The organism is Actinophytocola sp., from assembly GCF_035634895.1.
Classification (GTDB): domain Bacteria; phylum Actinomycetota; class Actinomycetes; order Mycobacteriales; family Pseudonocardiaceae; genus Actinophytocola.
Map to the genome: position 1 here is coordinate 1 of NZ_DASQCC010000157.1, position 20,411 is coordinate 20,411.

At 69.1% G+C, this 20,411-nt stretch carries 19 protein-coding genes; 9 read left to right on the forward strand and 10 right to left on the reverse strand.

What is annotated here, in order from left to right; genetic code table 11:
* Positions 1-611, reverse strand: a 611-nt coding sequence (locus tag VET29_RS23605; RefSeq protein ID WP_414636584.1) for a succinate--CoA ligase subunit alpha, incomplete at its 3' end; no start/stop codon positions are given.
* A 47-nt stretch (positions 612-658) separates the two neighbouring features.
* The gene (gene sucC, locus VET29_RS23610) at positions 659-1,828 is read right to left on the reverse strand and encodes an ADP-forming succinate--CoA ligase subunit beta (protein WP_324924104.1); all 1,170 of its coding nucleotides are present in this window, start codon (positions 1,826-1,828) and stop codon (positions 659-661) included.
* An 87-nt stretch (positions 1,829-1,915) separates the two neighbouring features.
* Here sucC and VET29_RS23615 point away from each other — a divergent pair, with 87 nt between their 5' ends.
* Positions 1,916-3,235, forward strand: coding sequence for an MFS transporter (locus VET29_RS23615; RefSeq protein WP_324924106.1), 1,320 nt, complete (start codon positions 1,916-1,918; stop codon positions 3,233-3,235).
* A 28-nt stretch (positions 3,236-3,263) separates the two neighbouring features.
* Here the strand turns inward: VET29_RS23615 and VET29_RS23620 are convergent, their stop codons facing one another.
* Positions 3,264-4,211, reverse strand: coding sequence for an ABC transporter substrate-binding protein (locus tag VET29_RS23620; RefSeq protein WP_324924148.1), 948 nt, complete (start codon positions 4,209-4,211; stop codon positions 3,264-3,266).
* 307 nt (positions 4,212-4,518) lie between these two features.
* Between VET29_RS23620 and VET29_RS23625 the strand changes: the two genes are divergently transcribed.
* The 5 genes from VET29_RS23625 to VET29_RS23645 all read left to right on the forward strand — a co-directional run bounded on the left by VET29_RS23625 (position 4,519) and on the right by VET29_RS23645 (position 8,404).
* Entirely contained in the window at positions 4,519-6,135 is a 1,617-nt protein-coding gene (locus VET29_RS23625; protein ID WP_324924108.1) for a thiamine pyrophosphate-binding protein, read from the forward strand.
* Positions 6,136-6,161: 26 nt separating this feature from the next.
* Positions 6,162-6,914 (forward strand): IclR family transcriptional regulator, encoded by a 753-nt coding sequence (locus VET29_RS23630; RefSeq protein ID WP_324924110.1) that lies wholly within the window; start codon positions 6,162-6,164, stop codon positions 6,912-6,914.
* A 208-nt stretch (positions 6,915-7,122) separates the two neighbouring features.
* A complete protein-coding gene (locus VET29_RS23635) occupies positions 7,123-7,863 on the forward strand; it encodes a GntR family transcriptional regulator (protein ID WP_324924113.1) in 741 nt (246 codons plus the stop codon).
* Between the two features lie 104 nt (positions 7,864-7,967).
* The gene (locus VET29_RS23640) at positions 7,968-8,132 is read left to right on the forward strand and encodes a hypothetical protein (protein ID WP_324924115.1); all 165 of its coding nucleotides are present in this window, start codon (positions 7,968-7,970) and stop codon (positions 8,130-8,132) included.
* A 101-nt stretch (positions 8,133-8,233) separates the two neighbouring features.
* On the forward strand, positions 8,234-8,404 hold the full coding sequence (locus VET29_RS23645) for a hypothetical protein (protein ID WP_324924117.1): 171 nt from the start codon (positions 8,234-8,236) through the stop codon (positions 8,402-8,404).
* Between the two features lie 84 nt (positions 8,405-8,488).
* Here VET29_RS23645 and VET29_RS23650 read toward each other — a convergent pair whose 3' ends face one another.
* The 7 genes from VET29_RS23650 to VET29_RS23680 form a co-directional block, all read right to left on the reverse strand.
* Positions 8,489-9,499 carry a TerC family protein gene (locus VET29_RS23650; protein WP_324924119.1) on the reverse strand — a complete coding sequence of 337 codons (1,011 nt, stop codon included), beginning with the start codon at positions 9,497-9,499 and terminating at the stop codon, positions 8,489-8,491.
* An 84-nt stretch (positions 9,500-9,583) separates the two neighbouring features.
* The gene (locus VET29_RS23655) at positions 9,584-10,126 is read right to left on the reverse strand and encodes a hypothetical protein (RefSeq protein WP_324924121.1); all 543 of its coding nucleotides are present in this window, start codon (positions 10,124-10,126) and stop codon (positions 9,584-9,586) included.
* Between the two features lie 12 nt (positions 10,127-10,138).
* Entirely contained in the window at positions 10,139-11,548 is a 1,410-nt protein-coding gene (locus VET29_RS23660) for an Nramp family divalent metal transporter (protein ID WP_324924123.1), read from the reverse strand.
* A 294-nt stretch (positions 11,549-11,842) separates the two neighbouring features.
* Positions 11,843-13,996, reverse strand: a complete 2,154-nt coding sequence (locus VET29_RS23665) for an acetate--CoA ligase family protein (protein ID WP_324924125.1) — start codon at positions 13,994-13,996, stop codon at positions 11,843-11,845.
* A gap of 5 nt (positions 13,997-14,001) precedes the next feature.
* Positions 14,002-15,231, reverse strand: coding sequence for a formyl-CoA transferase (frc, locus tag VET29_RS23670; protein WP_324924127.1), 1,230 nt, complete (start codon positions 15,229-15,231; stop codon positions 14,002-14,004).
* Between the two features lie 12 nt (positions 15,232-15,243).
* A complete protein-coding gene (locus VET29_RS23675) occupies positions 15,244-16,947 on the reverse strand; it encodes a thiamine pyrophosphate-binding protein (protein ID WP_324924129.1) in 1,704 nt (567 codons plus the stop codon).
* Positions 16,948-17,044: 97 nt separating this feature from the next.
* Positions 17,045-17,296, reverse strand: coding sequence for a DUF6457 domain-containing protein (locus tag VET29_RS23680; protein WP_324924150.1), 252 nt, complete (start codon positions 17,294-17,296; stop codon positions 17,045-17,047).
* Between the two features lie 76 nt (positions 17,297-17,372).
* On the opposite strand from VET29_RS23680, the gene VET29_RS23685 reads away from it, so the two are divergent.
* The 3 genes from VET29_RS23685 to VET29_RS23695 all read left to right on the forward strand — a co-directional run bounded on the left by VET29_RS23685 (position 17,373) and on the right by VET29_RS23695 (position 20,411).
* Positions 17,373-18,347, forward strand: a complete 975-nt coding sequence (locus tag VET29_RS23685) for a 2-dehydropantoate 2-reductase (RefSeq protein WP_324924131.1) — start codon at positions 17,373-17,375, stop codon at positions 18,345-18,347.
* Positions 18,348-18,606: 259 nt separating this feature from the next.
* Positions 18,607-19,572, forward strand: coding sequence for an ATP-binding cassette domain-containing protein (locus VET29_RS23690; protein WP_324924152.1), 966 nt, complete (start codon positions 18,607-18,609; stop codon positions 19,570-19,572).
* The gene (locus VET29_RS23695; protein ID WP_324924134.1) at positions 19,569-20,411 is read left to right on the forward strand and encodes an ABC transporter permease; all 843 of its coding nucleotides are present in this window, start codon (positions 19,569-19,571) and stop codon (positions 20,409-20,411) included. Before VET29_RS23690 ends, VET29_RS23695 begins: the two co-directional genes overlap by 4 nt.

A 20,411-nucleotide genomic window follows, 5' to 3' on the forward strand; every position in this document is an offset into this window, starting at 1 on the left:
TCGGCATCGCCGCCGATCTCGCCGATCATGACGATCAACTCGGTCTGCGGGTCGGCCTCGAACGCGGCCAGCGCGTCGATGTGCGTCGTGCCGATGATCGGGTCACCCCCGATGCCCACCGCCGTCGAGAAGCCGATGTCGCGCAGCTCGTACATCAGCTGGTAGGTAAGGGTTCCCGACTTGGAGACGAGCCCGATGCGGCCCTGTCCCGTGATGTCCGCGGGGATGATGCCCGCGTTCGACCTCCCGGGGCTGATCACGCCGGGGCAGTTCGGGCCGATGATCCGGGTCTTGTTGCCGGTCGCGCCGGCGTGGGCCCAGAAGGAGGCCGTGTCGTGCACGGGAATGCCTTCGGTGATCACCACCGCGAGCCCGATCTCCGCGTCGACGGCCTCGACCACCGCGCCCTTCGCGAAGCGCGGCGGCACGAACACGACCGTCGTGTCGGCGCCGGTCTGTGCCATGGCCTCGGGCACCGTGTCGAACACCGGCAGGGTCCGGCCGGCGATCTCCACGGTCTGGTCACCCTTGCCCGGCGTGACACCGCCGACCACGTTCGTGCCGGCGGCGAGCATGCGGGCGGTGTGCCTGCGTCCCTCCGCGCCGGTCATGCCCTGGACGATGATCCTGCTGTCCTCGGTGAGAAAAACAGCCACTGTCAGGCTCCCTTCGCGGCGAGCTCCGCCGCGGTACGTGCCGCTTTGTCCATGGTGTCCAGCCGGAGCAGCCCGGGAAGCACGGCCTTGTCGAGGATCCGGCGCCCTTCGGCCGCGTTGTTGCCGTCGAGCCGCACGACCACCGGCTTGTGCACCGCGCCGAGCAGACCGAACGCCCGCACGATCCCGTCGGCGACCGCGTCGCAGGCCGTGATGCCGCCGAACACGTTGACGAACACCGACTTCACGTCCGGGTCGGAGAGGATGATCTCCAGCCCGTTCGCCATCACCTCGGCCGACGCGCCGCCGCCGATGTCGAGGAAGTTGGCCGGCCGGACCCCGTCGAACTCCTCGCCCGCGTAGGCCACGACGTCCAGAGTGGACATCACCAGCCCGGCGCCGTTGCCGATGACGCCGACCTGGCCGTCGAGCTTGACGTAGTTCAGGTTCCTCGCCTTGGCGGCGGCCTCGATGGGATCCTCGGCCTCGGCGTCGGCCAGCCCGGCGTGTTCCGGGTGCCGGAAGGCCGCGTTGTCGTCGAGGGTCACCTTGCCGTCGAGGGCGACGATCTCGCCGTCGGCGTCGAGCACCAGCGGGTTGACCTCGGCCAGCGTGGCGTCCTCGCCGGCGAAGGCGTCCCAGAGCCGGACCACGACCTCGGCGGCCTGGTCGACGACGGCGGCCGGGAACCGCGCTGACGCGAGAATCTCCTTGGCCCTGGCCAGATCCATGCCCTCGTTGGGGTCGACGGGCACCCTGGCCAGTGCCTCGGGCCGCTCGACGGCCAGCTGCTCGATCTCCATGCCGCCCTCGGCCGAAGCCATGGCGAGGAACGTCCGCTGGGCGCGGTCGAGCAGGAACGAGAAGTAGTACTCCTCGGCGATCTCCGTGGCCGGCGTGACGAGCACCCGCCTGACGGTGTGCCCCTTGATGTCCAGCCCAAGGATGCTCTGGGCCGTGGTCAACGCGTCCGCGCCGTCCCTGGCGACCCTGACCCCACCGGCCTTGCCGCGCCCACCGACCTTGACCTGGGCCTTGATGACGACCGGGACGCCGAACTCGGCGGCCGCGGCGCCGGCCGCGCCCGCGTCCGTGACCACCCGCTGACCGGGGCCGACGGGCACACCGTGCGCCGCGAACAGGTCCTTCGCCTGGTACTCGTACAGATCCACGAGCCCGCCTTTCTGGGTGTGACCGCCACCACGAGGTGTTGTAGACTGTATGCAGTATGGAACTCCTTGTCTAGGGAGGGGTCGGCAATGAGCACCTCACCTGCGTCACTCGACTTTCTGGGCCGCCGCTTCGAGGTGGGCCCGACCGCGGACGAGCTACTCGGCCGGCCACGTGCCTGGATGCTGCGTGCGTCATGGGCGGCGATGGCCGCGATCGGGATCCTGCAGTACGGCTTCGGTTCGCTGGTGTCGTCGCTGACCGGCCGCGGCTGGGCGCCGCCGGACGTGTTCTGGCTGCTGGCGACGTGGACGGTCTTCCAGGCGGCCGCGGGCTTCCCGGTCGCGTACCTGCGTGAGCGCGGCCGGCTCGCGCCGCGCACGGCCATGCTCGCGGGCGCGGTACTGCTGCCGCTGGGTCCCCTCGCCCTGGCGTACGGCTCGGAACTCGTTGCCCTGCTTGGCTATTCGGTGCTGAGCGGCACGGGTGCCGGCATCGTGTACGCGACGTGCTCGTCGACGGTCGCGAAGTGGTACCCCGAACGGCAGGCGGCGAAGGTGAGCCTGGCGACGGGTGCGTTCGCGTACGGCTCGGTCCCGTTCGCGGTGGCATTCCTGTTCGCGCCCTTGTCGCCGGCGCTGACCGGCACGGCCGTGCTGATCTTCGTGGTGGTCCTCGCGGCGGGCGCGCTGCTGGTGGACCCGCCCGCGCACTGGTGGCCGCCTGAGGTGGACCCGCGCGACTGGATGCTCGACCGGCGGCGGAGCCCGGTGCGCGCGGTGCGGCAGTACTCACCGCGCGAGGCGATGCGGACGGGTGTGGCGCCGCTGATGTACCTCATCCTGTTCGTCGCGAGCGCGGTGTCACTGTTCGACGTGACGTTCCTGGCGACCATGGGCGCGTCCATCGACGCGGCGGTCGCGGTGGTGGCGGTCGGCACCGGGGTGCTGCTGGCGGCCAACGGCGCCGGGCGCGCGCTCGCGATCCGGGTGTCGGACCGGGTCGGCCGGACGCGCGTGCTGTCGTGGGTGGTGGGCGTGCTCGGGCTGGGGCAGCTGTGCCTGGCAAGCGCGGCCAGCACGGGATCGGCCGCGGTGCTGGTCTTCGCGACGGTGCTGGCCGGTGTGGGTGGCGGGGCGTTCTACCCGCTGTTCGCGTCGCTGGTCCGGGAGTTCTTCGGTGACCAGAGCGCGGGTGCGCGCGCGACCCACGCGGCCGTCTACAGCGCGAAGGCCTTCGGTGGTGTGCTGGGGGTGGGCGCCGCCGCGGCGGTCGTGCCGTCGTGGGGGTTCGCGCCGGTGCTGCTGCTGGCCTGTGCGCTGGCGGTCGGGTCCTCGGTGCTGTGTATGAGACTCCGGCAGCCGGGCCGTTTCCTGCCCGTCCCCACCCGGCGGGTGCCGGTCCCCTAGGGCATCAGGTCGTCAGGGCATCAGGTCGTCAGGGCATCAGGTCGTCGATGTCGGGCTTGCTCTGGAGGATCTTCTCCTTCTGGGCAAGCCTGGCCGTCGCCTCGACCGAGTCCCTGTCGACCTCGGGCACCCACTTCGGCAGGACCATCTTCGGGATGACCGCCCGCGGGATCTTCGTGTAGGTAGGCAGGATCTGGCGCACCTCGTCCTCGTGGCTCCGCGCGTACGCCAGCGACTCGGTCATCGCGTCGGTGAACCGGCGGACCAGGTCCGGGTTGTCGGCGACCATCCGCTTCGACGTGAAGTACTGCGCCACACTCAGGTTCGGCGCCAGGTCGACCAGGCTCGACGCGACCGGCCGGCCGCCCTGCGACAGCACGATCTGCTGGAACGGCTCCACCACGAACGCCGCGTCCACCTGCCCGTTCGCCAGTGCCGCCGGCATCTCGGGGAAGGCCAGCTTCACGTACTCGACGGAGTTCGGGTCGATGCCCGCCTTCGCGGCCGACGCGCGGACCGACAGCTCCACCACGTTCTGGAGCACGTTGACCGCGACCTTCCTGCCCGCCAGGTCCTTCACCGACCTGACCGGGCTGTCCCCCTTCACCATCAGGGAACCGAAGTCCCTGCCGTCGACGCCCGTCGAGTTGTTGCCGTTGACGACGACCTTCACCGGCAGGTGCTGCTCGGCGGCCAGCAACAACGTCACGATGTTGCTGTAGCCGAACTCCAGGTCGCCGCTGACCACCGCGGGAATCGTCTCCGTGCCGGCCTCCGCGGGCCGCAGCGTCAGGTCGATGCCGTGCCTGGCGAAGAAACCCTTGCGCTTCCCCAGATAGATCGGCGCCACGTCGACGATCGAGATCAGGCCGACCGTGACCCTGTCCGGCCGGCCCGGCGCCGACGGCGTCCGGGAGGAGCCGCAGCCCGCGGTCACCATCACCGCGGCCACCAACAGGACGAGGCTTCTTCGCATCACCCGGTGCTCCCATGTTCGGACAGCGAACAGAGGTTCTGTACACGAACGCTATGGCCCAGCGGCGCACCCCGTCAACCGGCATCGTTTCACTCATCGAAACGGACGTCTTGTCGCCCGATCGCCCATGCCAACAGCATTCGTGGATGCCATGCAATGTCGACGGCGGCTCGGCCGAGCACTGACCCGGGAGCGGAGGCTGCCGCGGATGAGCGAGGCCACCAGGGGCATCAGACCTCCGACCCGTCGCCGACGATCATGGTGCTCGCCGCGATGATCGCCGACAACCTGGCTGGAGAGAGGTCGCATGAGCCGAGCTTGGGGAGCGAACCACCGGTACTCGGGCCGCGGTGACCTGACTCCCGTGGAGGCGATGCTCGAGATCCTCCGCGACGAGGGCGTGACGAAGATCTTCGGCAACCCCGGCACGACGGAGCTGCCGCTACTGGACGCGCTGGCGAAGGCGCCGGACCTCGAGTACGTGCTGGCCGTGCAGGAGGCGTCGGCGGTCGCCATGGCCGACGGGTACGCCCGCGCGACCGGCCGGCCCGCGTTCGTGAGCCTGCACATCGCCGCCGGGCTCGCCAACGGCCTGATCGGCCTGCTCAACGCGAAGCGGTCGCGCACCCCCCTGGTCGTCACGGCCGGGCAGCAGGACCGCCGGCACCTGGTCGAGGACCCGATGCTCGGCGGCGACCTGGTGGCGCTCGCGCAGGCGGCCTGCAAGCAGGCGGTGGAGGTGCGGCAGGCTCGGGACCTGCCCGTCGTGCTGCGGCGGGCGTTCGCGCTGGCCGCCACTCCCCCGGAGGGTCCGGTGTTCGTCTCGATCCCCATGGACGTGCTGCGCGAGGAGACCGAGGTGCCGGTCCCGGCGCGGTCGCTGGTCGCGCCGCTGGGACCGGCGATGATGGCGGACCAGGCCGCGGGCATCCTCGCCGCCGCCGAGCGGCCCGCGATCGTGGCCGGCGACGGCGTCGGCCGGTCCGGCGCGGTCGCCGAGCTGGTCGACCTGGCCGAGCGGATCGACGCGACCGTGTTCCACCATCCCATGCACGATCGGTTGAACTTCCCGTTCACCCATCCGCTGCACGCGGGCATGATCCCGCCACGGAACGCGTCGGTCCGGGAGGCACTCGACGGGCACGACGTCGTGTTCGTCGTGGGCGCCCACGCCTTCTCCCCGCACCACTTCACGCCGGGACCGCCCATCCCGCCGGGCACCCGGGTCGTCCAGCTCGACGACGACCCCGCCGAGCTGGGCCGGAACTTCCCCGTCGAGCTGGGGCTGTCCGGCGGCATCAAGCCGACGCTCGCGGAGCTGGTCGAGCTGGTCGGGTTCGTGGCGCGGACGAACCGGGAGCGGCGGCCCGCCGACCGGACGGTGCCGGAGGCCGCGACCGCGCCGCTGGAGCCCGCGGTCGCCGCGCGGGCCATCGCCGACGGGCTGCCCCCGCACGCCGTGGTGCTCGACGAGGCCATCACCGTCGGCGTCCTGCTGCGGCCACTGCTCAGGTTGGACCGGCCGGGCTCGTTCGTGCACACGATCGGCGGCGGCCTCGGGTGGGGCTTCGGGTCGGCCGTCGGGACCCGCATGGCGCAGGACCGGCCGGTCGTGGCGGTGCTGGGCGACGGGTGCGCGATGTTCGGCCTGCAGGGGCTGTGGTCGGCGGCGCGGTACCAGGTCCCCGTGCTGTTCCTGATCATGAACAACGGGGAGTACCGGGCGCTGAACGACATGCTCGGGGAGTCCTACGGCCCCGGCCCGCACGGCGGGACCGAGCTGGGCGAGCTGGACTGGACCAGGGCGGCCGAGTTCTTCGGCGTCGCGGCGCGACGGGTGGACAGCGACGCCGACCTGCGGGTGCTGGTCGCGTCGGTCGGCTCGCTCCAGGGGCCGCTCCTGGTGGATGTGCCGTTGCGCTGATGACTGCCCGGCGCGATGATCGGACCATGGCCACACCGCCGCCGAAGTCGGTTCTGGCTCGCGGTCTGCTGCTGCTGGGCGCGTTCGGCCCGACCGACGTCGAGCTGACGCTGGCGCAGCTGTCCGCGCGGACCGGCCTGCCGAAGCCGACCGCGCACCGGCTCGTCGCGGAGCTGGTGTCCTGGGGCGGGCTGGAGCGGTGCCCCGGCGGGTACCGGCTGGGGATGACGCTGTTCGTGCTGGGTCAGCGGGTGCCTCGGCAGCGGAGCCTGCGGGAGGCGGCGCTGCCGTACCTGGAGGACCTCTACGAGGCGACGCACGAGAACATCCACCTGACGGTGTTCGACTCGACGGACACGCTGTTCCTGGAGAAGGTGACGGGCCGGCGGTCGATGCCGATCCTGTCGCGGGTGGGTGGGCGCCTGCCCGCGCACTGCACGGCGAGCGGGAAGGTGTTCCTGGCGCTGGGGCCGCCGTCGTACCTGCGGCAGGTGATGGACGCGGGGCTGACCCGGCTGACGCCGAGGACGATCGTCCTGCCCGGGCTGCTGAGGCAGGACCTGGCCCGCACGCTGGAACGGGGTTACGGGATCAACCGCGAGGAGTCGGAGGCGGGCGTGGTGGCGGTCGCGGCACCCGTCCGCGACCACCGCAGGCGGGTGATCGCGGCGGTGTCCATCGCCGGCTGCGCCCACCGGCTCGACCTCGAACGGCTGGCGCCCGCGGTGCGAACCGCGGCACTGGCCCTGTCCCGCGAGATGGCCGCCAACCCGCGGTGAACACTTGACAATCTTGGGAAACCGCGCTCGGCGGTTGTGATCTGCGACTTACGCGAGGTATCTATTGGACGAGTGGCGCCGATCACGCTATGTGAAGGCGCTCACGACCGAGCGAAACGGACATCGCGGGACTGTATGCTGTAGGCAGTCGACAAGGAACATGATGTCGGCGGAGCACGAACCTGACTCACCCTCGTTGGAGACAAACATGCAGGAGTTGCCGAAGGAACTGGCGGCTCGCCGGATCGATCGGCCGGTTCCCCTGCGTGAGCACGTCTACCAGGCCATGCAGGAGCTCATCATCTCCCGGCGGCTCGCCCCGGGCCAGCACCTCGTCGAGAGCGAGCTGGCACAGATGCTCGGGGTGTCCCGGCAGCCGGTCCGCGAGGCACTGCAGTGGCTCAACAACGAGGGATGGGTGGACCTCCGCCCCGGCTACGGCGCCTTCGTGCACCAGCCGACCCCCGACGAGGCCGACGAGCTGCTCGCCGTCCGTTCGCTGCTGGAGAGCGAGTCCGCCCGGCTGGCCGCCCTCCACGCAGACGAGGAGGGCATCGCGCGCCTGCGGGACCTGAACAAGCAGGGCCTGGAGGCCGTCGCCGCGGACGACGTGGACACCGCGGTCGCCCTCAACGCGGCGGTGCACCGGTGTGTCACGGAGCTGTCCGGCAACAAGGTGCTGCTCGACTTCGCGACCCAGGTCGACCGCCGGGTCCGCTGGTACTACACGCCGATCGCGCGGCAGCGCGGCAAGGCGTCCTGGCAGGAACACGCGATGCTGATCGACGCGATCGAGAAGCGGGACGCCGACGCCGCCGCCCAGATCATGAAGGAACACACGGAGCGGACGAGGAAGTCCTACCTCGAACAGCGGGACACCGAAGGCGAGCAGGAGCAGGTCATCGAGCTGCCCGCCCGCCGGCGCCGCCGCACGCCCGCCAAGGGCTGAACCCCTTCCGAACAACAGCGGGCTCGACGTTCGCTGGACCAACCCTGGCCGCGATGACGCGATCACGGGTCGACCGATGCTGCCCACAGGGAGGTGAATTGTTGATGCGTAACTGGTTGCGGTCGCTACGCGGCTTCCACGCCGACGGTCGCATGCTGGGCCTCGGCCTGGCGGTCGCCATGGAGAAGCAGCGCCAGGAGGCCGCGCGGGAGGTGGAGAACTACCTGCGTGACCAGGCCTGCGGGGATGTGACGCCTGCCTCGGTCTGAACGGCCTCGGCATGGGGAAACCCGTTGACGTGGTTGAAAGAAGTAGAAAACGGGACGCGGTCCGTGCGGCCCGTGACCACTTCTGCCGGGAGGTGAGACGGATGCGTAAGTGGCTTCGGTCGCTGACGGAGTCGCCACGTGGGTTCGCGGCGGACGGCCGCAGGCTCGGCCTGGGGCTCGCGACCGCGATGGAGAAGCAGCGTCAGGACATGACTCGCGGGGTCGAACAGTACCTGCGCGACCAGCCGCCCGCCCACAAGGCGGCGGCGTAGGAAGAACCCAGTGGGGCTGGGCCACGGTCCGTGTGGTCCAGCCCCACTGTGCCGCCCACCAGGGGCGGCTTCACAACATACCGGTCAGGCGGGGTCGACGTCCCGTACCGGCTCCTCCGACTCCACGGAGGTCACCTCGTCCAGCTCCTTGGCCGTGTCACGGCGAACCTTCCACAGGCTGATCATGGCGGTCAGCACGAGCACGCCGATGATCACGCCGAGGGACCACAGGATCGGGATCTCCGGCGCCCACCGGACGCCGTGGTGGTTCAGGGTCTCCACGACCAGCTTGACGCCGATGAAGCCGAGCACCACGGCCAGCCCGTACGACAGGTACACCAGCCGCTCGATCAGCCCGCCGATGATGAAGTACAGCTGGCGCAGGCCCATCAGCGCGAACGCGTTGGCGGTCAGCACCAGGTAGGGCTCCTTCGTGAGCCCGAAGATCGCCGGGATGGAGTCCACCGCGAACAGCAGGTTCGTGGTGCCGATCGCGATCATCACGATCAGCATCGGGGTGAACATGCGCCTGCCGTCGACGCGGGTGGTGAGCTTCGCGCCGTCGTAGCGCTCCGTCGCCGGCAGGACCTTCTTCGCGGCGCGGAGCATCACGTTCTCCTTGAACTCCTCCTCCTCGCCACTGCCGCTGATCACGAGCTGGACGGCCGTGTAGAGCAGGAACGCGCCGAACAGGTAGAACAGCCAGTCGAACTCGGCGATCGCGGCGGACCCCAGTGCCACCACGATCACCCGCAGGACCAGTGCGATCACGATGCCGACGGACAGGACCTTCTGCTGGTGCTCCCGTCGCACCGCGAAGCTCACCATGATCAGCATGGTCACGAACAGGTTGTCCACGGACAGGGAATACTCGGTTATCCAGCCGGCGAACAGCTCACCGCCGTATCTCGGTCCCTCGAACAGCAGGATGGCCAGTCCGAACAGGACGGCGAGGCCGACGTAGGCGGCGATCCAGAGCACACACTCCTTGAGGGTCGGGGCATGGGGGTTGCGCGACACGATGTAGAAGTCGGCGCAGATGATGGCGGTCAGGCCGACTGCCGTGACCACCCATAGCCACAGGGGAACGTTCAAATCGACTGCCTTTCACCCGCGCAGGAAGTACCCACCCGACACGCTACATAGCACGCGTCGGGCGAGTAGTCCCTGGTTATCGGTCTAGCGCGTACCTGTCCTCGGCTTGAGTCCACGGGCTGACCTGGACCTACGCCGTTCCTTGGCCTCGAACATGGCCTGAGCATGGCCTGCGTAGCGCAGGTAGACCTCCCTGGCCACGTCGTCGTGCTGTGCGAGCCGGGCCCACCAGCGCGGCGCCATGCGCTCGTGCAGCCACAGGAAGCCGATCGCGAAGCCGAGGCTGACGATCCCCTGGAACGCCAGGAAGCCCAGCGTGTCCGGCGGGAGCGCCGGCGTGCCGGCGACGTACCAGCTCACGGCCAGCTCGTGCAGCAACCTGGCGAGCGGGAAGCCGATCAGCCAGAACAGCGCGGCCGGGGCGAACCCGCCGAGCCGGACCCGCTTGTTGATCAGCAACATGGTGTAGCCGCCGCCCATCAGGGCGAGCGGCACGCCGAGCGCCAGCGCGGCCACCACGGCGGCCCCGGCGGGCTGACCGGCGAACGCGGTCAGCCCACCGGCGAGCACGCCGGCGATGAACCCCACTACCAGACCCGGCAGGGTCAACAGGAACAGACGGCGCATCGCTTCCATCTCCTAACCGAGGTCCACGACGCCGAACCTGATCATGCAGTAGAACAGCATGCCCAGGTAGAAGCACGCGCCGAAGCCGATGATCGCGTTGGACCACCACTTCGGGCGGATGGGTTTGGGCAGCATGCGGTTGTTGACCAGCAACAACACGACGCAGTAGGCGCCCATGGCGAAGGTGGACAGGAACGCCAGGACGTCCAGGATGCCCTCCGGGCCGTCCGCCGGGCCGAACAGCAGGATCAGGATGCCGAACGTGATGACGCCCCACAGGAACCCCGCGTAGAGGTGGGACATCTTGGCCTTCTTCGCACCTGGGAAGTGGAAGTAGGTCATGTCGGCCTGACCACGGGAGAACGAGTCGAACAGCCCGAGGGTGGCGTTGATGCCGATCAGGGAGATGAACCCGAAGAACAACGCGCCGAGCCACGTCCCGCCGGCACTCGCGAACGCGTCGGACATGGCCTGCAACGCGGCCGACCGGTCACCGTTCTCGATCAGGTCCTTGACGTTCGGGTTCTCCCGCGCCGCGGACTGCGCCAGCACGGTGAACGAGATCGTCACCAGCATCGTGATGCCCCAGAACAAGAGGAACGCGTCGAACGTGATCCACTTGCGCCAGCCACGCCACTTCGCCATCTCCTCCGGGTTGGACGTGTCGAACATGAACCCGTGCGCGGGAATCTTCTCCTGCTCACCAGCGGTACGCAGACCGCGGATCTTCGGGACGTGCGCGCCCATGCCGGCGCCCGACTCACGCAGGTGCAGCGTGTACCACATCTGCTGCATGCCGGACGGACCGGCGAACGCGATCGAGCCGACCACGATCGGGAACCACTGCTCGGACATCATGCCGTCCGGGAAGTAGCCGAACGCGAACATGCCGGCCAGCGTCGAGCCGAGGTCGGCCCAGCTGCCCGCGATCGAGGCGATGATCGCGGTGCCGACCACGAGAATGCCGATCAGGAAACCGAGAATGTTCTCCACGACGTCGTAGATGACACTGGCCAGGCTGAACAGGATCCCGACCAGGACCAGCACCGTGATCGCCGAGATCACCCAGGGTATGCCTGTCAGCTGTTCGAACGCGGACATGCCGGCGGACAGGTGGCCGGGCCACATGTACACCAGGATGGCCGTCACGAAGAAGAACCACATGATCGGTTTGAACACGCGTGCCGCGCCGGTGAAGATGCTCTCACCGGTCGCCATCGCGTAACGCGCCATCTCGAGCATCACCACGGCCTGCAGGGTGACACCGATCAGGAACAGCCACCGGATCTCCGGACCGAAGACCAGCACCAGCCGCGGCCACATGTACGACTCGCCCATGCCCACGCCGAGCGCGAGCAGGAAGACCGTCGGACCGAGCAGGTGAATGGACGGTGGCGCCTCGGGCAGCGGGCGGATGGGCATCGGCTCGAGCCCCCCAGCCCGCCATACCCGTTCCTCACCCGCTTCCACCGAGGAGGCCGCGGACACGTCCGCAGCCGAGGGGTTGTGAGAATCCACCATTGGACCTCCAGATTACTGTTCGAGGCGCGAAGATCACGGACTCCACACCGCGTCCTCCGTGAAGGACGCGCCTCTACCGCCTGCCTGTTTGACCCCTGCTTGTCACCCATCTATCGCGGGTCGGTCAAAGCTGGCCGGCCCATTGGCTCCCCGCCCGCTGTCGACGCGGACGGCAGCCAAACTCGTGGCGATAACTCAACCGCCGAGAAGGCCAGCGGCCCTCGCCCAGCGGTACTTCGCGCCGAGCACGGCGACCGGGCGTTCCGTGGTGTACGGGTATGCCACGATCCGGTGCTCGAAAAGGTGGTCGGACGCCTGTTCGACCTCGGTGTCGCCCGCCAGCGACGCCACGACCGGCTTGTCGATGCCCTTCGCCCGCGCCTGTTCGACCACCTTCGCGGTCAGCTCGGCGAAGACCATCGGCGGCGTCACGATCGTGTGCCAGTAGCCCAGGATCAGCGCGTGGACGCGCGGGTCCTCCAGGCCGAGGCGAATCGTGGCCTCGTAGGTGGACGGCGGCTCGCCGCCCGTGATGTCGATCGGGTTGCCGGCCGCGCCGAACGGCGGGATGAACGCACGGAACGCCTCGTCCAGGTCGGGCGGAATGTCCATGAGGGACAGTCCTTCGGCGACGCAGGCGTCGGACAGCAGCACACCGGAACCGCCCGCGCCGGTGATGATGACGACGTTCTCGCCCTTCGGCGTCGGCAGCAGCGGAAGGCCCCGCGCGTACTCCAGCATCTCGTTCAGGCCGGGCGCGCGCACCACGCCGGCCTGCCGCAGGATGTCGTCGTACACCTTGTCGTCGCCGGCGAGCGCGCCCGTGTGCGAGCTGGCCGCGCGGGCGCCCATGGCCGTACGGCCGGCCTTCAGCACGACGACCGGCTTCTTCCTGGTCATCCGCTTGGCCGTCTCGACGAACGCCCTGCCGTCCTTGAGGTCCTCCAGGTGCATGGCGACGCACTGGGTGTTGTCGTCGTGCTCGAAGAAGGTCAGCAGGTCGTCCTCGTCCACATCGGACTTGTTGCCCAGGCCGACGATCGCGGACACCCCCATCTTGGTGGTGCGGGCGAAGCCCAGGATCGCCATGCCGATGCCGCCGGACTGCGACGTCAGCGCGACGCCGCCCTTCACGTCGTACGGCGTGCAGAACGTCGCGCACAGGTTCTGCGGGGTGTAGTAGTAGCCGTAGATGTTCGGGCCGAGCATCCTGACCTGGTACCGGTTCGCGATCTCGACGATCTCGTCCTGCAGCTCCTGGTTGCCGGTCTCGGCGAACCCGGACGGGATCATGACGACCGCCGTGACACCCTTCTCGCCGCACTCGGTCAGCGCGGCCGGCACGAACTTCGCCGGCACCGCGAACACCGCGACGTCCACGTCGCCGGGGATGTCGGCGACCGACCTGTACGCCCTGCGGCCCTGGATCTCGTCGGCCTTCGGGTTGATCGGATAGATCTCGCCGGCGTAGCCGCCGTTGATCAGGTTCTTCATGACCGAGTTGCCGATCTTGCCGGCCTGGTCGGAGGCGCCGATGACCGCGACGGAACGCGGGTTCATCATCGTGTTCATCGCACGCAGGATGTCCTCCTGCGAGTGCTGCACCGGCCCGGTCCGCTCCTCGGTCTCGAGCAGGATCCGCACGTCGGCCGCGACCGCGCCGCTCGCCGAGGCGAACACCGGGTTGAGGTCGAACTCGCTGATCTCCGGGAAGTCCGTGACGAGTCTGGACACCTTGCTGATCACGTCGGCGAGCGCGTCGAGGTCGACCGGCTCGGCGCCGCGGGCGCCCTGGAGCACCTCCGCGGCCTTGATGCCGGTGACCATCGACCGCGCCTCGGCCTCGTCGACCGGCGCGAGGCGGAAGGTGACGTCCTTGAGGACCTCGACCAGCACGCCGCCGAGCCCGAACGCGACGATCTTGCCGAACGTGCCGTCGGTGGTCGCGCCGACGATGACCTCCGTGGCGCCGCCGCCGACCATCTCCTGGACCTGCACGCCGGTGATGGCCGCGTCGGCCTTGTACGCCTTGGCGTTGCCCAGGATCGTGTCGTACGCGGCACGTGCCTCGGCGCCGCCCTCGATGCCGACGAGCACGCCGCCCGCCTCGGTCTTGTGCAGGATGTCCGGCGAGACGATCTTCGCGACGACCTTGCCGCCGATCTGTTCCGCGAGCTTCGCCGCCTCGTCCGCCGACGTGGCGAGACCCTCGCCCGGCGTCGGGATCCCGTACGCGTCGCAGACCCGCTTGCCCTCGGGAGCGGTCAGCGAGTCCCGTCCGGCGGCCCGGACCTCGTCCAGCACCGAACGTACGACCTCTTTGTCTACATCGGACAGTGTCGCAGTCATGATCCTCAGATCACTCCAATAGACTTGAGTTCGGCCAGGTCACTCTCGGACAGACCGAGTTCGGTGCCATAGATCTCTTGGTTGTGCTCGCCCAGCAGCGGGGACCGCGCCACCTCGGCCGGCGAGTCGGACAGCTTGATCGGCATGCCGACCGTCGCGAACTCGCCGCGTTCCGGGTGGTCCACCCGCACGACGATCTCGTTCTCCGCCAACGACTCGTCCTCGATGATCTCCTTGGTGGACAGGATCGGGCCGCAGGGGATGTTGTGCTCGTTCAGCATCGCGAGCACGTCCCACTTGCCGTGCGCGGACGACCACTCCTCGATCAGCTGGAACATCTTGTCCAGCTTGGACAACCGCGCCTCCGGCGTGGCCCAGTCCGGGTCGTTGGCAAGCTCGGGCCTGCCGATCAGCTGCGTGATCGGCGCCCAGCCGACCGGCTGCACGATGACGTAGATGTAGTCGTTCGGGCCGCCGGGCGCGCACTTGATCGCCCAGCCCGGCTGCCCACCACCGGACGCGTTGGCGGAGCGGGGAACCGTGTCACCGAACTCCTCGTTCGGGTACTCGGCGAGCGGGCCGTGCGCCAGCCGCTGCTGGTCACGCAGCTTGACGCGGCACAGGTTCAGCACCGCGTGCTGCATGGCCACCGTGACCCGCTGCCCCTCGCCGGTGTGCTCCCGCTGGTAGAGCGCGGCCAGGATGCCGGCCACGGCGTGCATGCCGGTGCCGGAGTCGCCGATCTGCGCGCCGGTCGCGAGCGGCGGCCCGTCGTCGAAGCCGGTGGTCGACATCGAGCCGCCCATGGCCTGCGCGACCACCTCGTACGCCTTGTAGAACTTGTACGGGCCGTCGCCGAAACCCTTGATGGACGCGTAGATCAGCTTTGGGTTGAGCTCGTGCAGCTTCTCCCACGAGAAGCCCATCCGGTCCACCGCACCGGGGCCGAAGTTCTCCGCCAGGATGTCGAACTTCTTCACCAGCTCGGTGAACAGCGCCTTGCCCTTGGGGTCCTTCATGTTCAGCGTGATGCTGCGCTTGTTGCAGTTCAGCATCGTGAAGTAGAGGCTGTCGACGTCCGGCAGGTCCCGCAGCTGCTTGCGCGTGATGTCGCCGGTGACCGCCTCGAGCTTCACCACGTCGGCGCCCAGCCACGCCAGGATCTGCGTCGCCGACGGTCCACTCTGGACGTGGGTCATGTCGAGAACCCGTACGCCCTCCAATGCCTTGCGCATGTGCAAGCCCCTTTACTTGTACATGGTCTGGTTCATCGTCCCCGGCGCGTACACCTCGGGGTCGACCCAGACGTTGATCAGCGACGGCAGGCCGCTCTCGCGCGCACGCTCCAGCGCCGGCCGGATGTCCTTGGGATCACGCACCTCCTCGCCGTAACCACCGAGCAGCCTGGCGAACTCGTCGTAGCGGACGTCGCCGAGCGTGTTGCCGACCCGGCCGCGGTCCGCGCCGTACTTCTGGATCTGGCCGTACCGGATCTGGTTCATCGACGAGTTGTTGCCGACGATGCCGACGAACGGCAGGTTGAACCGCACCAGCGTCTCGAAGTCGAAGCCCGTCAACGAGAAGGCGCCGTCCCCGAAGAGCGCGACGACCTCCTTGTCGGGACGGGCGTACTTGGCGGCCAGCACGAACGGCACGCCGACGCCGAGTGTGCCGAGCGGCCCGGGGTCCATCCAGTGGCCCGGCGACTTGGGCTGCACGACCTGGCCGGAGAACGTCACGATGTCGCCGCCGTCGCCGATGTAGATCGAGTCCTCGGTGAGGAACTCGTTGATCTCGTGCACCAGGCGGTACGGGTCGATCGGCGAGGCGTCGGAGTGCTGGCGCGGCAGGCGCTTCTCGTAGGCCTGCGTCTCGACCGCCCGCAGTTCTTCCAGCCAGGACTTGCGGCCGACCGCGCCGTTGTCCACCCGGCCGGAGGCGGCCTGCGTGACCGCGGCGAGCACCGCCCCCGCGTCGCCGACGATGCCGAGGTCGATGTCGCGGTTCTTGCCGACCGTGCGGTAGTCCAGGTCGACCTGCACGACCGTCGCCGTCTGGGACAGGCGTTTGCCGTAACCCATGCGGAAGTCGAAGGGCGTGCCGACGATGATGATCAGGTCGGCGTTCTGGAACGCGTAGCGGCGCGCGAGCTGCAGGTGGTGCGGGTCGCCCGGCGGCAGGGTGCCGCGTCCGGAGCCGTTCATGAAGGCCGGGACGTTCAACGCCCGCACGAACTCGGCGGCCGCGTCGGTGCCACGCGTGGTCCAGACCTGGCTGCCGAGCAGCACACACGGCTTGTCGGCGCCGACCACGAGGTCCGCGAGCCGCTCGATCGCCGCCGGGTCACCTGCCGACCTCGTCGAGGCCCGGTAGGCACCGGCCTTGGGGATGCGTGCCTTCGCCACCGGGACCTTCGCGTCGAGGACGTCACGCGGAATCTCCAGGAAGGACGGGCCGGGAGCGCCGTGGAAGCACTCGCGGAAGGCCATCGACACCAGGTCCGCGGCGCGCTCGGTGCTGGGCACGGTCGCGGCGAACTTGGTGATCGGGCTCATCATGTCGACGTGCGGGAGGTCCTGCAGCGATCCCATCTTGTGCTGGGACAGCGCGCCCTGGCCGCCGATCAGCAGCATGGGGCTCTCCGCGCGGAGCGCGTTGGCCACGCCGGTCACCGCGTCGGTGGTGCCGGGGCCAGCGGTGACGACCGCGACGCCCGGCTTGCCGGTGACCCGGGCGTACCCGTCGGCGGCGTGCGCCGCGACCTGCTCGTGCCGTACGTCGATGACGTCGATGCCCTCGTCGACGCAGCCGTCGTAGATGTCGATGATGTGCCCGCCGCAGAGCGTGAAGATCACGTCCACGCCTTCCGCCTTGAGCGCCTTCGCCACCAGATGCCCGCCGGAGATCATCTCCGGGTTCTCCTCCGACGGGGTCTGTGCCTGTGAAGCCATCTGCGTCGTCATCTCCTTATCGGGGGGCTAGGCGCATACTGCATACCGTATGACTCTAGTGAGGACGGTCTGTCAGGTCTAGGTGTCATCGGCCGGTTCAGTCGCGCCAGTCGCAGGTGGTGGCCGACCGCTGCCGGGCCAGCTCAGCGAGCCGTGCCGCCGCTTCCCCCGGGTCCGCCCCACGCCCGACCGCGACACCGAGCAGGTACGCGGCCACGATCGCGGCGGGTCTCCCCTCCACGCGCCGCACTTCCCTCGCGAGCTCCAGGATCTCGACGGGGTCGGCCTGACCTGCGTCGATCCCGAGTCGAGCGCCGGCCGACCGGGTCCAGTCCGCGAGTCTGTCCATGCTCACCACTTCTCGTTTGGCCGAACATCTCATACTGTATGCTGCATACCATTTGAATACAAGAACGGAGCTTGCGGTGAAAGTTGCTGTTCTTGGGGCCGGCGCCATCGGCGCGTACGTCGGTGCGGCACTGCACCGGGCTGGCGTCGAGGTTCATCTCATCGCCAGAGGTCCCCACCTCGAGAAGATCCGCTCGTCGGGCGTTCGCGTGGTGAGCCCCCGAGGAGACTTCGAAGCCCGTCCACACGCCACCGACGACCCCGCCGAGGTGGGCCCGGTCGACCACGTCTTCCTGGGCCTGAAGGCCAACCGGTACGCCGACACGGGCCCGATGGTCAAGCCGCTGCTCCACGACGAGACCACCATCATCGCGGCACAGAACGGCATCCCGTGGTGGTACTTCCACGGGATCGAGAGCCGGTTCCGTGACTACCGCATCGACAGTGTCGATCCTGGCGGGGCCGTGAGCGCCGCGCTACCCGTCGAACGGGCGGTTGGTTGCGTCGTGTACGCGGCCACGGAGATCGAGTCGCCCGGCGTGATCAAGCACCTGGAGGGCACCCGGTTCTCCATCGGCGAGCCGACCGGTCAGATCTCGTCCCGCTGCGTCTCCTTCTCCGAGGCGATGATCGCGGGCGGCCTGAAGTGCCCGGTGGAGCCGGATCTGCGCAAGGACATCTGGCTCAAGCTGATGGGCAACATCGCCTTCAACCCGATCAGCGCCTTGACGAGGGCCACCATGGCCGGCATCTGCCGCCACCCGGACACCCGTTCCCTGGTCGTCCAGATGATGCGGGAGACCCTGGACGTCGCCGCCCGCCTGGGCAGCCACCCCGAGATCTCGATCGAACGCCGACTCGCCGGCGCCGAACGCGCCGGCGAGCACAAGACGTCCACCCTCCAGGACCTGGAGAAGGGCAAACCCATGGAACTGGACGTCATCCTCAAAGCAGTCGTGGAACTGGCCAACCTGACCGGCGTGGAAGCCCCCACCCTCCGCGTAGTCGCCGCCCTGGCCGACCTACTCAACACCCAAACCACCACCACCTAACCTCCGCGAGTCCCGCGTTCACCCATACCGAGTCCCGCGTTCAAACATGCCGAGTTGCGGTTTCGTGCTGGTCAGGTGCACGAAACCGCAACTCGCTGTGCGCGAACGCGGGACTCGCGGTGTCTGAACGCGGGACTCGCGGGGGGGTGGGGGTCGCTAGATCTGATCTAGCGGGGGTCTCGCGCCTTTTCTGTGTAGCGTCCGGGTGTGGGGGCGCCGCGCGTGGCATGACGTGCTTGGGATGACGAAGGGGAATGACATGGGTGAGCTGGCGATTGAGACTGCCGGCCTGGTGAAGGTGTTCGGGGACAACCGTGCTGTCGACGGGATTGATCTTGCGGTGCCGGCTGGCACCGTCTACGGGGTGCTCGGACCCAACGGGGCGGGGAAGACGACCGCGGTCCGCATGCTGGCCACGCTGCTGCGGCCGGACGGGGGTGAGGCGCGGGTGTTCGGCCACGACGTCCTCCGGGAGCCGGACGCGGTGCGCAGGCGGGTCAGCCTCACCGGGCAGTACGCGTCGGTCGACGAGGACCTCACCGGCGCCGAGAACCTCGTGCTGCTGGGCCGTCTGCTGGGCCACCACAAGAAGGCCGCGCGGGAACGCGCCGCGCAACTGCTGGCCGCGTTCGGCCTGGCCGACGCCGCCGACCGGCAGGTGAAGAACTACTCGGGCGGCATGCGGCGGCGGATCGACATCGCGGCGAGCATCCTGCGCACCCCGGACGTGCTGTTCCTCGACGAGCCGACCACGGGCCTGGATCCGCGTAGCCGCAACCAGGTCTGGGACATCGTGCGGATCATCGTGGCGCAGGGCACGACCGTCCTGCTCACCACGCAGTACCTCGACGAGGCCGACCAGCTCGCCTCGCGCATCGCGGTGATCGACCACGGCCGGGTGATCGCCGAGGGGACGCCGGGGCAGCTGAAGGCGTCGGTCGGCGCCGGCGCGATCCACGTGCGGCTGCGTGACGCGGGCCAGCGCTCCGACGCGATCGGCCTGCTGCGCACGGTGTTGGGCGCGAACGTCCAGCCCGACCCGGACCCGGTGGCGCTCACCGCCCAACTGTCCGGAGAGGACAGTGACCGCGAGGCGGCCGAGCAGGCGTCCCGCGCGCTCGCGTCGCTCGCCCGCGCCGGCATCACCGTCGACAACTTCGCGCTCGGCCAGCCCACGCTCGACGAGGTCTTCCTGGCCCTGACCGACAAGGGGGTTGCGGCGTGACCGCGACGACCACCGAACCCACCACCTACACGCCGGCCGCCGAAAGCCTGACCGCGGTCCTCGCCGCCGGTGAACAGCCCGCGCGCCCGAGTGCGTGGTCCGCGTCGGTCACCTTCGGCTGGCGCGCGTTACTGAAGATCAAGCACGTGCCGGAGCAGCTGTTCGACGTGACGGCGTTCCCGATCATGATGACCCTGATGTTCACGTACCTGTTCGGCGGCGCGCTGGCCGGCTCGGTGACCGAGTACCTGCAGTTCCTGCTGCCGGGCATCATGGTGACGAGCGTCGTCATGATCACGATGTACACCGGCGTCGGGCTCAACACCGACATCCAGAAGGGCGTGTTCGACCGGTTCCGCACCCTGCCGGTCTGGCGCCCGGCCGCGCTGGTGGGCGCGATCTTCGGCGACATGCTGCGGTACTTCCTCGCCGCCACGGTCATCCTGGTGGTCGGCCTGGTCCTCGGCTTCCGCCCGGGCGGCGGCGCGGGCGGGGTGCTGCTGGGGATCGGGTTGCTGATCGTGTTCTCGTTCGCGTTCTCGTGGGTGTGGACGATGTTCGGCCTGCTGCTGCGCACGGAGAAGTCCGTGATGGGCGTCAGCATGATGGTGCTGTTCCCACTCACGTTCCTGTCCAACGTGTTCGTCGAGCCGGACACGATGCCGGGCTGGCTGCGGGTGTTCACCGAGGTCAACCCGATCACGCACCTGGTCGCCGCGTGCCGCGGCCTGATGCAGGGCACCGCGGACGCCGGCGAGATCACGTGGGTGCTCGTGTCGGCCGCGGTGCTGACCGCGGTCTTCGGCACCCTGACCATGCGTCTCTACAACCGCAAGTGA

Coding starts and splice junctions, on each gene's coding strand:
- VET29_RS23615 (WP_324924106.1), top strand. CDS start 1,916: ATGAGCACCTCACCTGCGTCACTCGACTTTCTGGGCCGCCGCTTCGAG.
- VET29_RS23620 (WP_324924148.1), bottom strand. CDS start 4,211: ATGCGAAGAAGCCTCGTCCTGTTGGTGGCCGCGGTGATGGTGACCGCG.
- VET29_RS23645 (WP_324924117.1), top strand. CDS start 8,234: ATGCGTAAGTGGCTTCGGTCGCTGACGGAGTCGCCACGTGGGTTCGCG.
- frc (WP_324924127.1), bottom strand. CDS start 15,231: ATGCGCAAGGCATTGGAGGGCGTACGGGTTCTCGACATGACCCACGTC.
- VET29_RS23640 (WP_324924115.1), top strand. CDS start 7,968: ATGCGTAACTGGTTGCGGTCGCTACGCGGCTTCCACGCCGACGGTCGC.
- VET29_RS23690 (WP_324924152.1), top strand. CDS start 18,607: ATGGGTGAGCTGGCGATTGAGACTGCCGGCCTGGTGAAGGTGTTCGGG.
- VET29_RS23625 (WP_324924108.1), top strand. CDS start 4,519: ATGAGCCGAGCTTGGGGAGCGAACCACCGGTACTCGGGCCGCGGTGAC.
- VET29_RS23635 (WP_324924113.1), top strand. CDS start 7,123: ATGCAGGAGTTGCCGAAGGAACTGGCGGCTCGCCGGATCGATCGGCCG.
- VET29_RS23675 (WP_324924129.1), bottom strand. CDS start 16,947: ATGGCTTCACAGGCACAGACCCCGTCGGAGGAGAACCCGGAGATGATC.
- VET29_RS23655 (WP_324924121.1), bottom strand. CDS start 10,126: ATGCGCCGTCTGTTCCTGTTGACCCTGCCGGGTCTGGTAGTGGGGTTC.
- VET29_RS23680 (WP_324924150.1), bottom strand. CDS start 17,296: ATGGACAGACTCGCGGACTGGACCCGGTCGGCCGGCGCTCGACTCGGG.
- VET29_RS23630 (WP_324924110.1), top strand. CDS start 6,162: ATGGCCACACCGCCGCCGAAGTCGGTTCTGGCTCGCGGTCTGCTGCTG.
- VET29_RS23665 (WP_324924125.1), bottom strand. CDS start 13,996: ATGACTGCGACACTGTCCGATGTAGACAAAGAGGTCGTACGTTCGGTG.
- VET29_RS23660 (WP_324924123.1), bottom strand. CDS start 11,548: ATGCCCATCCGCCCGCTGCCCGAGGCGCCACCGTCCATTCACCTGCTC.